This is a genomic window from Mesorhizobium sp. NZP2298 (assembly GCF_013170825.1).
Lineage (GTDB): Bacteria > Pseudomonadota > Alphaproteobacteria > Rhizobiales > Rhizobiaceae > Mesorhizobium.
The window spans coordinates 6,203,545-6,216,520 of record NZ_CP033365.1 but is presented as its reverse complement, the minus strand read 5'-3'; the positions used below and the strand labels follow the sequence as shown (position 1 = coordinate 6,216,520).

The window sequence follows — 12,976 nt, the reverse complement described above, 5'->3', positions numbered from 1 at the left end:
AGGCAATTTGTTTTTATCAGCAATGCGGCCTAGTCTGGAATCATTCCAGATTGGTGCGGTCGCTGGCCGCCCCCAAAATCTTGGCAAAAATCAACCTCGGCGAAGTCAAACCTCGGCAAAATCGGAGCAGTAAGATGGACGCGAAAACCGACGACAACAGCGCGGGCAAATGCCCTGTGGCGCATGGATCCGCCGGCCGGACCAACCGTGACTGGTGGCCGAACCAGCTGAATGTCCAGATCCTGCATCAGCAATCGTCTCTGTCCGACCCGATGGGCGAGGCGTTCGACTATGCCGAGGAATTCAAGAGCCTCGACCTAGACGCTGTCATCAAGGATCTGCATGCGTTGATGACGGATTCGCAGGAATGGTGGCCGGCCGACTTCGGCCATTACGGGCCGCTGTTCGTCCGCATGGCGTGGCACAGCGCCGGCACCTACCGCATCGCTGACGGCCGCGGCGGCGCCGGAGCCGGCCAGCAGCGTTTCGCGCCGCTGAACAGCTGGCCGGATAACGTCAACCTCGACAAGGCCCGCCGGCTCCTGTGGCCGATCAAGCAGAAATACGGCCGCAAGATCTCCTGGGCCGACCTTCTGATCCTCACCGGCAACGTCGCGCTGGAATCGATGGGCTTCAAGACCTTCGGTTTCGCCGGCGGCCGCGCCGATGTCTGGGAGCCCGAGCAGGACATCTACTGGGGCCCGGAAGGCAAGTGGCTGGCCGACGAGCGCTACGCTGGCGACCGCGACCTGCAGAACCCGCTCGCCGCCGTGCAGATGGGTCTGATCTACGTCAACCCGGAAGGCCCTAACGGCAATCCGGATCCGCTGGCCTCGGCGCGTGACATCCGCGATACTTTTGCCCGCATGGCCATGAACGACGAGGAGACCGTCGCGCTCATCGCCGGCGGCCACACCTTCGGCAAGACCCATGGCGCAGGCGATGCAGCCCTTGTCGGCGCCGAGCCGGAAGCCGCCGATATCGAGCTGCAGGGCCTCGGCTGGGCCAGCAAGTTCGGCACCGGCAAGGGCGGCGACGCCATCGGCAGCGGCCTGGAAGTGACCTGGACAACGACGCCGACCAAGTGGAGCAACAATTTCTTCGACAATCTGTTCGGCTTCGAATGGGAACTGACGAAGAGCCCGGCCGGCGCGCATCAGTGGACGCCGAAGGGCGGCGCCGGCGCCGGCACGGTGCCGGATGCGCACAATGCTGGAAAGCGTCATGCACCCTCGATGCTGACCACCGACCTCGCGCTGCGGTTTGATCCTTCCTACGCGACGATCTCGAAGCGCTTCCACGAAAACCCGGATCAGTTCGCCGACGCGTTCGCGCGCGCCTGGTACAAGCTGACCCACCGCGACATGGGCCCGCTCGCCCGCTATCTGGGCCCGCTCGTGCCGAAGGAAGAGCTGCCCTGGCAGGACGTCATTCCGGCGGTCGATCATGTGCTGATCGACGAACAGGATGCCGAAGCGCTCAAGGCCAAGATCCTGGCGTCCGGCCTGTCGGTATCGCAGCTTGTCTCGGCGGCGTGGGCGTCGGCTTCGACCTTCCGTGGCTCCGACAAGCGCGGCGGCGCCAATGGCGCGCGCATTCGCCTGGCACCGCAGAAGGACTGGGCGGTCAACCAGCCGGCCGAACTCGCCAAGGTGCTCGACAAGCTCGAAGCCATTGCCAAGGACTTCAACGCCGCTCAGATCGGCGGCAAGAAGGTCTCCCTTGCCGACCTTATCGTTCTTGGCGGCAACGCGGCAATCGAGAAGGCCGCGAAGGATGCCGGTCACAGCGTGGACGTCCCCTTCTGGCCGGGCCGCATGGACGCCTCGCAGGAGCAGACGGACATCCATTCCTTCGCGCCGCTTGAACCGACCGTCGACGGCTTCCGCAACTATGTCAGCGGCAAGCAGCGGCTGACCGTCGAGGAGGCGCTGGTCGACCGGGCGCAGCTGCTGACGCTGACGGCGCCGGAAATGACCGTTCTGGTTGGTGGCCTGCGCGTTCTCGGCGCCAATGCCGGGCAGTCCAAGCATGGTGTCTTCACCAAACAACCGGAAACGCTGAGCAACGACTTCTTCGTCAACCTGCTCGACATGGGCACTGAGTGGAAAGCGACGTCCGATGCCAAGGACGTCTTCGAAGGCCGCGACCGCAAGACCGGTGAAGTCAAGTGGACCGGCACCCGCGCCGACCTCATCTTCGGCTCGCACTCGCAACTGCGTGCCCTCGCCGAAGTCTATGCGACGGCGGACGCCAAGGCGAAATTCGCGAGAGACTTCGTCGTGGCATGGACCAAGGTGATGAACGCCGACCGCTTCGACATCGCCGGCTGATCCGGAAAGAGCTCTATCCAACAAAAAAGGCGCGGGCCGTGGCCCGCGCCTTTTGCATTCAGGCTCTTGAAATCAATCCTTCTCGAAAACGCGCGCCTTGGCGACGACGCCGGCGATGGCGCCGCCGATCAGCGGTGCGACGATGAACAGCCAGAGCTGGCTGAGCGCGGCGCCGCCGGTGAACAGCGCCGGGCCGATGGAGCGGGCCGGATTGACCGAGGTGCCGGTGACCGGGATCATGGCGAAGTGGATGCCTGCCAGCGTCAGGCCGATGACCAGCCCGGCAAATGCCGTCGAGTGCTTTTCAGCGGTGACACCGAGGATCACCGTGACGAAGGTGAAGGTGCCGATCAGTTCCCACAGGAACGCCGAGCTCACGCCCCATTTCGTCTCATCCCAGCCATTGGCGCCGAAGCCGGTCGTGTGGCCGCCGGCCTGGCCGGAAACGATGATCCACAATGCCAGCGAAGCCAGGATGGCACCGATGATCTGCGCGATCCAATAGGGGATGACGTCCTTGGCCGGCAACCGCCCGGCAAGAAAGACACCGAGCGTCACCGCCGGATTGAGATGCGCGCCCGAAATCGGGCCGATCGCGTAGGCAGCGGCGATGAGGCCTATGCCGAACGCCAGACCGATGCCTTCCTGGCCGAGCGGCAGCGCGCCGCCGAAGCCGCCCGTCACCACCGACGCCGTGCCGATGAACACCAACAGAAATGTGCCTAGAACTTCCGCCAAATAAGTTTTCATTGCCCTCTCCTCGTAGCGATCCGCCGGTCCGCGTTTTCCGCGCCGCGAATCATGGTGTGAAGAGTATTACCAACCGAAAAACTTGGAAAGCAGAGCGGTTGCCCCACGGGTCGTGCTTGCAGTCGGCAGTTACGAACATTAGACACCTTGCATCTATTGATCGATCTGCTGTTGCCGGCCCGCGAGATTTATTGATCGGACAGATTTCAGGCTGCCTCTTCGTCGCGAGACGGAGCGGGGTTCAATCCGGACGCGAAAGGCTCTAAGAGCAGGCGATAGTCACGTGTTCGATTTGATGGAATGACCGATGCGACTGGGCGGACGGCTGGCTGCGGCCATCGAAGTGCTGGAAGACATTGGCCGGCGTCACCGGCCGGTGGCCGATGCGCTGAAGGATTGGGGCCTGTCACATCGCTTCGCCGGCGGCGGTGATCGCGCGGCCATCGGCAACATCGTCTACGACGCGCTGCGCCACAAACGCTCCGCCGGCTGGCTGCTTGGCGAAGACACGCCGCGCGCGATCGGCTTCGGCGCCTTGCTGCTCGAATGGGGCCAGACGGCGCAGTCGCTCAACGACGCGCTCGACGGTGACAAGTTCGCACCGCCGCTGCTCAGCGCCACAGAGTTGCAGACGATCGCCGGTCGCCAGCTTGCCGATGCCCCATCTGCGGTGCAGGCCGACATACCCGATTGGTGCGAACCGCTTTTCGAACGGGCCTTTGGCGAGGCATGGGTCGGGGAGGGCGCGGCGCTGGCGACCCGCCCGCCGCTCGACATCAGGGTCAACACGCTGCAGGCCGATCGTGCCAAGGTCCTCAAGGAGCTGGCCGATACCGGGGCGCAGGCCGCGCGGATCGCGCCGCTCGGCATCCGCATTCCGCCGATCGATGGCGACGGCAGGCACCCGAACGTGCAGTCCGAGCCGGCCTTCCAGAAAGGCTGGTTCGAGGTGCAGGACGAGGGCTCGCAAATAGCGGCCACGCTTGCCGGCGCCGAGGCCGGCATGCAGGTGCTGGACTTCTGCGCCGGCGCCGGCGGCAAGACACTGGCGCTGTCGGCTGCGATGGGCAATACAGGCCAGATCTTTGCCCATGATGCCGAAAAGGCGCGGCTGGCGCCGATCTTCGACCGCATCCGACGCTCGGAAAACCGCAATGTGCAGGTCGTCACCAAGCCGGCCGAACTTGCTCCACTCTCTGGCCATATGGATATCGTGCTTGTCGACGCGCCCTGCACCGGCAGCGGTACCTGGCGGCGCCGTCCCGATGCGAAATGGCGGCTGACGCAAAGGCAGCTCGACGCCCGCAAGGGTGAGCAATCTGCGATCCTCGATGCCGCCAAGGCGTATGTGAAACCCGGGGGCCTGCTGGTCTACATCACCTGCTCGGTGTTCGACGAGGAGAACAGCGAACAGGTCGCCGCGTTTCGCGAGCGCAACAGCGGCTTTGCCCCGCTCGATCACCGCGCCCTCTGGGATAGCTGTTTTCCGGGCCACGAGGCGGCCGCGAGAATTGGCGCTGGCGCGGATATTTCGCTGTCTCCGGCGCTGAGCGGCACTGACGGGTTTTACTTCTGCGCCATGCGCAAGGCGAGTTGAACGCTGCCGTTGACAAGGAGCGCTAGTGCCCCAGTTGCAGATGCGCGGCGCCATGTCGCTCCGGGTGGGATTCTTGAAAAAATATCTGTCGCTGCTGCTTTTCCTTGTCCTGGTGCTCGGTGGAGGCCTGCTGATCGGCTATGCGACGTTGCCGGGCGCCTGGTATGCATCGCTGGTCAAACCACCCTTCAATCCGCCCAACTGGGTCTTCGCGCCCGCCTGGACACTGCTCTACGTGCTGATCGCGGTGGCCGGTTGGCGAACCTGGGGGCGAGCACCGGCAGGTGTGGCGATGAAGGTCTGGGGCGTCCAGCTCGCCCTGAATTTCCTGTGGTCGCCAACCTTCTTCGGCGCAAAGATGATGGGACCCGCCTTGGTCGTCATCGTGCTTCTTCTCGCAAGCATCGTGCTGTTCATCGTGAGAGCCTGGAACCGCGACCGGCTTTCGGGTTGGCTGTTCTTGCCTTACGCGGCGTGGGTGGCCTTCGCCACCGTACTCAACGCCTCGCTTCTCTGGTTGAACTAGGCCCCTCCAATGTCGTTTTGTTGCAGTGCAGCAAAAGCATTTGCCTGCCGCTCGTGCCTCTGCGATAAGCTTCTCCGGCAAACTGAAGGCAATTGCGATGGCAGCAAAGATCGTACCGGCTCCGGACTATGAGGATCGCGTCAGGGCGTCCTTCGCGCGCCAGCAGGCGATGGCCACGATCGGCGCCGAACTGACACTGGTGACGCCCGGCATCATCGAGATCGAGATGCCCTATTCGGCGGCACTGACCCAGCAGCACGGCTTCCTGCATGCCGGCGTCATCTCGACGGCGCTGGATTCGGCTTGCGGCTACGCGGCCTTTTCCCTGATGCCGGAAAATTCGGGCGTGCTCACCATCGAATTCAAGGTCAACCTTTTGGCGCCGGGCAGGGGCGAGCGTTTCCTGTTTCGCGGCTCGGTGACCAAGCCTGGCCGCACCATCATCGTCGCCGATGGCCAGGCCTATGCCTTTGCCGCCGACGGCGAAGCCAAGCTGATCGCGACCATGACGGGGACGATGATGACGGTGGTAGGCCGCGATGGGATTGCGGGCTGATGGCTAATGTTACGCGAATTGGCGGCAAGGATGTCCTTTTCGTCATGGCGGCGCAGGCCGAATATGGCCCGCATCTGCAAAAACTGTTCACGCCGCTGATGACGGGTGTCGGGCCGGTCGAGGCCGCCGTCCGGCTCGGCGCCGAGCTGTCCTGGCTGAAATCGGAAAAGGCCTTGCCGGACCTTGTCGTGTCGCTCGGCTCGGCCGGCAGCCGGACCCTGGAACAAACGGAAATCTATCAGGCCATCTCGATCAGCTATCGCGACATCGATGCCTCGCCCTTGGGTTTTGAAAAAGGCGCGACGCCGTTCCTCGACCTGCCGGTCATCGTGCCGCTGCCGCTGCGGATACCCGAAATCAGGGAAGCCACGCTGTCGACCGGCGGCGCGATCATCACTGGCGCGGCCTATGACACGATCGCGGCCGACATGGTCGACATGGAAACCTTCGCCTGCCTGCGCGCCTGCCAGCTGTTCGATGTGCCCCTGATCGGGCTGCGCGGCATTTCAGACGGCGCGGCTGATCTCAGGCATGTCGGCGACTGGACGGAATACCTGCACGTCATCGACGAGAAGCTGGCCGAGGCCGTCATGCGCCTCGAACAGGGGATCGGGTCGGGCTTGCTCCGGGCGGCTCCATCCAACGACCAGGCCAGACCCGTCTGAAAGTCAGACTACGCAACCCATTGCGCAGACTCATTTCTTTCTCTAAACGCTCGCCATGACAACAGCCAATCACCCCGACACCGTCCTGATTGTCGATTTCGGCAGCCAGTTTACGCAGCTCATCGCCCGCCGCATCCGCGAGGCCGGCGTGTTTTCCGAGATCGTGCCGTTCCAGTCGGCCGAAGCCGCGTTCAAGCGCATCAATCCCAAAGCCGTGATCCTGTCCGGCGGTCCGGCCTCGACATCGGATATCGGCAGCCCGCGCGCGCCGCAGATCGTCTTCGATGCCGGCGTGCCGGTGCTTGGCATCTGCTACGGCCAGATGGCGATGTGCGTGCAGATGGGCGGTGTCGCCGAAAGCTCCAACCATCGCGAATTCGGCCGCGCCTTCGTCGAGATCGAGAAGGACAGCCCGCTGTTCGAGGGCCTGTGGGCGACGGGCCAGCGGCATCAGGTCTGGATGAGCCATGGCGACCGCGTCATCGCCCTGCCGCCGGGTTTTCAGGTCTTCGGCAAGTCGGAAAGTTCGCCCTTCGCCATCTTCGGCAATGTCGAGCGCCGCATGTACGGCATCATGTTCCATCCCGAGGTGGTGCATACGCCCGACGGCGCGAGGCTGCTCAGGAACTTCGTCCATAACATCGCCGGCATCGAGGGCGACTGGACGATGCGCGCCTACCGCGAGCACGCGGTCGAGGCGATCCGCAAGCAGGTTGGCAAGGGCAAGGTCATCTGCGCGCTGTCGGGCGGCGTGGACTCCTCGGTCGCGGCGCTGCTGATCCACGAAGCGGTCGGCGACCAGCTCACCTGCATACTCGTCGACCACGGCCTGATGCGCAAGGACGAGGCGGCAGGCGTGGTGGCGATGTTCCGCCAACACTACAATCTGCCGCTGATCCTGGTCGATGCCTCGGAAAAATTCATCTCGGCGCTGGAAGGCGAGGTCGACCCCGAGAAGAAGCGCAAGACCATCGGCCGGCTGTTCATCGAAGTATTCGAGGAAGAGGCCAAGAAACTTGGCGGCGCCGACTTCCTGGCGCAAGGCACGCTCTATCCCGACGTCATCGAAAGCGTCTCCTTCACCGGTGGTCCGTCGGTGACCATCAAGTCGCACCACAATGTCGGCGGCCTGCCCGAGCGCATGAACATGAAGCTGGTCGAGCCGCTGCGCGAACTGTTCAAGGACGAGGTGAGGGCGCTCGGCAAGGAACTCGGCCTGCCCGAGAGCTTCATCGGCCGCCATCCGTTCCCGGGTCCGGGCCTTGCCATCCGTTGCCCGGGCGGCATCACGCGCGAAAAGCTCGAGATCCTGCGCGAAGCCGACGCCATCTATCTCGACGAGATCCGCAAGGCTGGCCTCTACGATGCCATCTGGCAGGCCTTTGCCGTGCTGCTGCCGGTGCAGACCGTCGGCGTGATGGGCGACGGCCGCACCTACGAATTCGTCTGCGCGCTGCGCGCCGTCACCTCGGTCGACGGCATGACGGCGGACTTCTATCACTATGACATGGCCTTCCTGGGCGCCGCCGCCACGCGCATCATCAACGAGGTCCGCGGCATCAACCGCGTCGTCTACGACGTGACGTCGAAGCCGCCTGGTACGATCGAGTGGGAATGATTCACGCCTACTCAAACGCCGCCGAAAATACGCCGATCTGCGACGTAACGTACTGAAAATAAAAATAAATCCTTTCCGGGACAATCAGCGACAATCGGTACGCAGAGATTGGCTTTGACGGACCGCTTGACGGACCTTCCGCATATTGCCCACCCGAATTTTTCGAAGTACCGTCGGAGCTAATGAGGCTCGTGACGGTACTTTTTTGTGCCTTAAGGCATTGAATAAAAGAGGAATTTTCTGCCGCCGAGCCTCGAAATTGTACTGACGGTACTTTTCAGGAGGCAATGGGTATGTTGACGGACGCCGCCCTTAAGGCGCTGAAACCAAAGGAGAAAGTCTACAAAATTGTGGACCGTGATGGCATGTATGTCCGCGTCATGCCCAGCGGCGCGATCTCGTTTCGGCTGGATTACAGGCTTAACGGGCGCCGCGAGACGGTCTATCTAGGCAGGTATGGGCGCGACGGGATATCGCTTTCATTGGCTCGAGAGAAATGTCTCGACGCGAAGCGCGTCATTGGCGAGGGACGGTCGCCGGCAATCGAGAAGCAGCGCGACAAGCGCCGCCTGAAAGAGGCGAAGAGTTTTGGCGAGTTCGGGGAAAAATGGCTCACAGCCGCGGCGATGGCTGATAGCACGCGCGCCATGCGACGCGCCATTTTTGAACGGGAGCTTCTTCCGGTCTGGCGCAATCGCCTCCTGCCGGAAATTACCCCGGACGACCTAAGGGTCCTCTGTGGCAGCATCGTCGAACGTGGTGCTCCCGCGACAGCCATTCACGTACGAGATATCGTGAAACAGATTTACGGCTTTGCTATCCTGCATGGAGAGAAAGTCGCCAACCCTGCTGATGAAGTCGGACCCGCATCAATTGCGACTTTCGTGCCAAAGGACCGCTCGCTCTCACCTTCCGAAATTCGCGTAATGCTGAAGCAGCTAGAGTACATCCCCACACTTCCTACGATCCGTTTGGGAATGCGGCTTTATCTGCTCACTATGGTGCGCAAGAGCGAGCTGCAGGAGGCGGTGTGGGACGAAGTCGATTTTGAAAATGCGGTCTGGACGATCCCGAAGGAACGCATGAAGCGGTCGAAGGCACACAACGTCTACCTGTCACGCCAAGCGCTCGACATCATGATTGCCTTGAAGACCTGTGCGGGAAATTCCAGATACCTTCTTCCATCGCGGTACGATGCGGACGCCCCGATGTCGCGCGCTACATTTAATCGGATCACTTACGCAGTCGTTGAACGGGCGAAGGCGAACGGACTGCCTCTGGAGCCGTTTACGGTTCACGACCTGCGGCGAACGGGCTCGACCCTGTTGAATGAACTTGGCTTCAACAGCGATTGGATCGAGAAATGCCTGGCCCACGAGGATGGCCGGTCGTCGCGTGGTGTCTACAACAAGGCCGAATATGAAATGCAGCGCCGCCACATGATGCAGGAATGGTCAGACATCATCGATGCCTGGGTCGGCGGCAAGAAGTTCGTTCCGACGCTTATCCCGCCTATGATGCCGCTCCTGGAGCCTGATCCGGCTCTCTGAGCGGCCGGGTTCGGCGCTGCTTAACGTCCGGTTTGGGGGCGCGGAGAATTGGTTTTGCGCGGCGCGCAGCCAACCATGCTTGAATCTCGCCCAGATCCCAAACAACGCATCTTGGGGTCAAGGCGAAGCGTCGCGGAAATTCGCCACGCTGTTCCATTTCGTAAATCGTACTGTCTGCAAGCGGCACCATTTCACGCAGCTGATGCCTGCGGATTGTGCGTTTCAGTGGTTCTTCATTCGATCGGGTCATCTCGTACTCCTGAGCCGTGCTCCGAGATTGAAGGCGATTGTTTTCGATTGGAAAGAGCCTCAGTTCGGGCGTCGTGTAATCGGCGGTTTCGACCTGTAGGAAGGACAAGTCCAACGCGTTTCAGTGTGGCGCTTTTCAATTGCACGCAGGAACACGCGCCACGGGGACGCGACATACGTGGCGACCGGCCAGGTTGTATGGATGCGGCGTCGCCGCCCTGTGGGTCGAAGAGCCGCCTGAATTGGGCGAGTTCAACTAAGGGGGCAGGTTCTTTTGAAGTTGACCTACTCGATCAGCCCAACACGTCTCGGACAACCCGCATAAAGATGCGAGCGCCGGTTTCGATGAGGGTGTCGGGAAACTCGTAGTCAGGGTTGTGGAGGCTCGGGACATTCTCTCCCGCTCCAAGCAGAAACATGGCAGCCGGAGCGATAGCGCCGAAGCGCCCGAAGTCCTCCGAGCCTCGCATAGGCAGGTCGCCACGATCATGGGAGATGCCCTCGGCGTCGAGCGCACGCCCAAGATGTTCTACGGCTTCCGGCGCGTTTTCGCAGTGTGAAAAAATATCGGCGTATGAGATCGACAAGATGAGTTTCTGCTTTTCTGCAATATCTCGGGCCAATGCCTCCGCATCCCCGCAAAGCCGTACCATCCGGTCGTCGGTAAGGGTTCGCAGCGTAACCCAGATCTCCGCATGACCGGGTGCTACCCCGAAGGTGGGCTCACCCATTGTCGCATGGGTCACCGTCGCCATGGCAAAGTGCGGTGCTGGCGGCAGAGCAACGCCGAGGCCAGTTAGCGCCGACATCATCAACGCCACCGCCCTCATTGGTGATGTCCCATGTTCGGGTGAAGAGGCGTGCGCGGTCTTGCCGTCGAGTACGATCTTCATGCCCCGAGACGCACAATTTGCGGGGCCTTCTGCAAGAGCGACCTTGCCGAGCGGAATGCCGGGCATGTTGTGGAATGAAAAACACAGGTCGGGAGAAATTTCGCCAAAGCGCGGGTCCGCAATGACCGCAGCGGCACCCGCCCCATTCTCCTCGGCCGGCTGGAACATGAGGACTACCCGCCCGCTGGCTGGTCTTTGCCGGGCAAGCCCACGGCCCAATGCGGCGAGCGCCGCGGTGTGCCCGTCGTGGCCACAAAGATGAGCCTTCCCGGGAGTTGTCGAGCGATAGGGGACGGCTGTCAGTTCCTCGATCGGCAAGGCGTCGAGTTCCGAGCGGAACAACAATGTTCTCCCCTTTTTCGCGCCTTCAAAAATCGCGGCAATGCCGTGGCCGCCAAGACCGGATATGACGCGATCCGGCTTCATCGGAGCAAGGAATGTGAGGACTCGTCGTGCCGTGTCCCGCTCCTCGCCGGAGAGCTCGGGGTGGCGATGAAGCTCGTGGCGGAAATCGATCAGGTCGATCATGTCTTGGTTCGTCAGAAACATTGAAGGATCACTTTCCGTCAGACAAGGTCAGACACGTTGCCGCGTCCTCTTCAGAGTTCTCCGGCGAAGGCGTCGGCCGGCGTGCCCCAGGACATGTATCCGCCATCGACGGGCAAGGTCACTCCTGTGATGAACGCGGATTGGTCCGAGGCCAAGAATGCCATCGCGTTTGCAATCTCCTCGCTCGTTCCGAACCGGCCAGCGGGGGTTCGGCGACAAATCCGCTCCGCGTCTACCTTGCCGGCATCGATGAGCTCCTGAACGAGTGGTGTCAGTACATACCCGGGTGCAACCGCGTTGACGCGGACGCCGCTGGCCACCCATTCGCAACCCATGGTTCGAGTCATCATGCTGATCGCTGCCTTGGCAGCGCTATATGCGGTCCGCGGAACGAGCCCCACAATTCCGGCAATCGAACTCACATTGATGACTGAGCCAGCCGCGCCGTTTGTAAACATCGCTTTGGCCGCGACCTTGCTCATCATGTACGTACCCGTCAGATGAACATCGACCAAGCGGCGGAAATCACCGACATCTTGGTCGACAGTGGCCCGAAACGAATCCGACTTGCCTGCGCTGTTTATGAGAACATCCAGTCGGCCAAAATGGTCCAACGTCGCTTCCACGAAGCGGGATACGTCTGGTTCGTCGGAAACGTCGCCAACAAGACCGATATGGTTGCCTGTCAGCTCGCGGACGCGTGTGTCCACCCGACCTCTGTCCAGGTCGACGATCACCACCCTTGCACCCTCGGCGGCCAGCCTGCGAGCGGCAGCCCAACCAATGCCGCTTGCGCCGCCCGTGATAATCGCAACTCGTTCGTTCAATTCTGGATACATGATCCCACAATCCTCACGTTGTCGTTTCAATGCGTTGGCGAGTAACCGGTTCGTCGGTTGCAAAGCCCGCGTCATGCTGATTGCCGCGTGTGATCGGCCATTGCGTAGAAGGTTGCATGCGCCTCCGCGATTGCTCGATCGCCTACCTGAATCAGGCATCGTCCGAAGCGGACGCGGCCTTCGATTTTGCTAAAATGCGCATACGCTTCGACCCAATCCCCGCTACTGCAGCCACCAATAAAGTTGATGGAGAGGTTGAGGGTTGCGGCAGCCGCTACCTTCTCAGCCCCCCGCATGATGTTCATTCCTATCGCCACATCAGCGAGCGCCGCGAGCATCCCTCCATGCGCGGACCGATGGAGATTCAGGTGGCGTTCGCTAACCCGAAACGCGATCACATGGATGCCGTCGACGCCTTTCCTGGCGTACAGCTGGCCAATCAGATTGGTGAATCCCTCGTCCAAAGGTGCCGGGACGAAACCGGGTGGCGGGCTGTCGCGGTGGTTCATGACTGAATCAAATTTGGGCCGGTGAAGGAGTCTCGAGGCAATGGCATCGGCGCCAACTCCTTGAATCACACAAGGCGAATACGCGGTGACATTTCAAGGCGCCTGATGGGCGGTCCATAAGACCAGTCTGACTGTTCGCTCCAACAACTCCTTGCTGGCCGCAGCCCGGCATGGCGGAACCGATTGGTTACACGGGGAGGCCATCGACCACGTTGCAATATCGCGTCGGCTTCGCTTCCTAGCGGCGAAAGCGAGACCGATCGCTTGCAGCAGCTTCTCGCGAGCGGCCTTGCAGTAGGAGGTCTCGACATGTGCCGCCGAACCGGTCGGGTGACCCTTCGG

The 12,976-nt window shown here is 61.8% G+C and carries 12 protein-coding genes; 7 read left to right on the top strand and 5 right to left on the bottom strand.

What is annotated here, in order from left to right; genetic code table 11:
- The first annotated feature begins 134 nt into the window (after window positions 1-134).
- Entirely contained in the window at window positions 135-2,333 is a 2,199-nt protein-coding gene (gene katG, locus EB231_RS29815; protein ID WP_172351989.1) for a catalase/peroxidase HPI, read from the top strand.
- A 72-nt stretch (window positions 2,334-2,405) separates the two neighbouring features.
- On the opposite strand, the gene EB231_RS29810 is transcribed toward katG, so the two are convergent.
- Window positions 2,406-3,083, bottom strand: coding sequence for an MIP family channel protein (locus EB231_RS29810; RefSeq protein ID WP_056565223.1), 678 nt, complete (start codon window positions 3,081-3,083; stop codon window positions 2,406-2,408).
- Between the two features lie 307 nt (window positions 3,084-3,390).
- On the opposite strand from EB231_RS29810, the gene EB231_RS29805 reads away from it, so the two are divergent.
- From EB231_RS29805 to EB231_RS29780, 6 genes are all read left to right on the top strand, one after another.
- Window positions 3,391-4,680: an RsmB/NOP family class I SAM-dependent RNA methyltransferase gene (locus EB231_RS29805; RefSeq protein WP_172351987.1), complete on the top strand. Its 1,290-nt coding sequence runs from the start codon at window positions 3,391-3,393 to the stop codon at window positions 4,678-4,680.
- Between the two features lie 52 nt (window positions 4,681-4,732).
- Complete coding sequence (locus tag EB231_RS29800) at window positions 4,733-5,206, top strand: TspO/MBR family protein (protein WP_445299332.1); 474 nt, start codon at window positions 4,733-4,735, stop codon at window positions 5,204-5,206.
- A 97-nt stretch (window positions 5,207-5,303) separates the two neighbouring features.
- Window positions 5,304-5,762: a PaaI family thioesterase gene (locus EB231_RS29795; protein WP_023686843.1), complete on the top strand. Its 459-nt coding sequence runs from the start codon at window positions 5,304-5,306 to the stop codon at window positions 5,760-5,762.
- Window positions 5,762-6,427, top strand: coding sequence for a 5'-methylthioadenosine/S-adenosylhomocysteine nucleosidase (locus EB231_RS29790; protein WP_172351986.1), 666 nt, complete (start codon window positions 5,762-5,764; stop codon window positions 6,425-6,427). Before EB231_RS29795 ends, EB231_RS29790 begins: the two co-directional genes overlap by 1 nt.
- Window positions 6,428-6,482: 55 nt before the next feature.
- A complete protein-coding gene (gene guaA / locus EB231_RS29785; protein WP_056565210.1) occupies window positions 6,483-8,045 on the top strand; it encodes a glutamine-hydrolyzing GMP synthase in 1,563 nt (520 codons plus the stop codon).
- A 293-nt stretch (window positions 8,046-8,338) separates the two neighbouring features.
- The gene (locus EB231_RS29780) at window positions 8,339-9,595 is read left to right on the top strand and encodes a tyrosine-type recombinase/integrase (RefSeq protein ID WP_172351984.1); all 1,257 of its coding nucleotides are present in this window, start codon (window positions 8,339-8,341) and stop codon (window positions 9,593-9,595) included.
- Here EB231_RS29780 and EB231_RS29775 read toward each other — a convergent pair.
- The 4 genes from EB231_RS29775 to EB231_RS29760 all read right to left on the bottom strand — a co-directional run bounded on the left by EB231_RS29775 (window position 9,558) and on the right by EB231_RS29760 (window position 12,634).
- A complete protein-coding gene (locus EB231_RS29775) occupies window positions 9,558-9,785 on the bottom strand; it encodes a helix-turn-helix transcriptional regulator (RefSeq protein WP_445299331.1) in 228 nt (75 codons plus the stop codon). The two genes, EB231_RS29780 and EB231_RS29775, sit on opposite strands and share 38 nt — an antisense overlap.
- A 352-nt stretch (window positions 9,786-10,137) precedes the next feature.
- On the bottom strand, window positions 10,138-11,286 hold the full coding sequence (locus EB231_RS29770; RefSeq protein WP_172351980.1) for an amidohydrolase: 1,149 nt from the start codon (window positions 11,284-11,286) through the stop codon (window positions 10,138-10,140).
- A 50-nt stretch (window positions 11,287-11,336) separates the two neighbouring features.
- The gene (locus tag EB231_RS29765) at window positions 11,337-12,200 is read right to left on the bottom strand and encodes an SDR family NAD(P)-dependent oxidoreductase (protein ID WP_246740765.1); all 864 of its coding nucleotides are present in this window, start codon (window positions 12,198-12,200) and stop codon (window positions 11,337-11,339) included.
- On the bottom strand, window positions 12,197-12,634 hold the full coding sequence (locus EB231_RS29760) for a PaaI family thioesterase (RefSeq protein WP_172351978.1): 438 nt from the start codon (window positions 12,632-12,634) through the stop codon (window positions 12,197-12,199). Before EB231_RS29760 ends, EB231_RS29765 begins: the two co-directional genes overlap by 4 nt.
- Window positions 12,635-12,976: the final 342 nt, after the last annotated feature.

Excerpts from the sequence above, each read along its gene's own strand:
- katG (WP_172351989.1), top strand. The coding sequence starts at position 135 with ATGGACGCGAAAACCGACGACAACAGCGCGGGCAAATGCCCTGTGGCG.
- EB231_RS29810 (WP_056565223.1), bottom strand. The coding sequence starts at position 3,083 with ATGAAAACTTATTTGGCGGAAGTTCTAGGCACATTTCTGTTGGTGTTC.
- EB231_RS29805 (WP_172351987.1), top strand. The coding sequence starts at position 3,391 with ATGCGACTGGGCGGACGGCTGGCTGCGGCCATCGAAGTGCTGGAAGAC.
- EB231_RS29800 (WP_445299332.1), top strand. The coding sequence starts at position 4,733 with ATGTCGCTCCGGGTGGGATTCTTGAAAAAATATCTGTCGCTGCTGCTT.
- EB231_RS29795 (WP_023686843.1), top strand. The coding sequence starts at position 5,304 with ATGGCAGCAAAGATCGTACCGGCTCCGGACTATGAGGATCGCGTCAGG.
- EB231_RS29790 (WP_172351986.1), top strand. The coding sequence starts at position 5,762 with ATGGCTAATGTTACGCGAATTGGCGGCAAGGATGTCCTTTTCGTCATG.
- guaA (WP_056565210.1), top strand. The coding sequence starts at position 6,483 with ATGACAACAGCCAATCACCCCGACACCGTCCTGATTGTCGATTTCGGC.
- EB231_RS29780 (WP_172351984.1), top strand. The coding sequence starts at position 8,339 with ATGTTGACGGACGCCGCCCTTAAGGCGCTGAAACCAAAGGAGAAAGTC.
- EB231_RS29775 (WP_445299331.1), bottom strand. The coding sequence starts at position 9,785 with ATGGTGCCGCTTGCAGACAGTACGATTTACGAAATGGAACAGCGTGGC.
- EB231_RS29770 (WP_172351980.1), bottom strand. The coding sequence starts at position 11,286 with ATGTTTCTGACGAACCAAGACATGATCGACCTGATCGATTTCCGCCAC.
- EB231_RS29765 (WP_246740765.1), bottom strand. The coding sequence starts at position 12,200 with ATGACGCGGGCTTTGCAACCGACGAACCGGTTACTCGCCAACGCATTG.
- EB231_RS29760 (WP_172351978.1), bottom strand. The coding sequence starts at position 12,634 with ATGAACCACCGCGACAGCCCGCCACCCGGTTTCGTCCCGGCACCTTTG.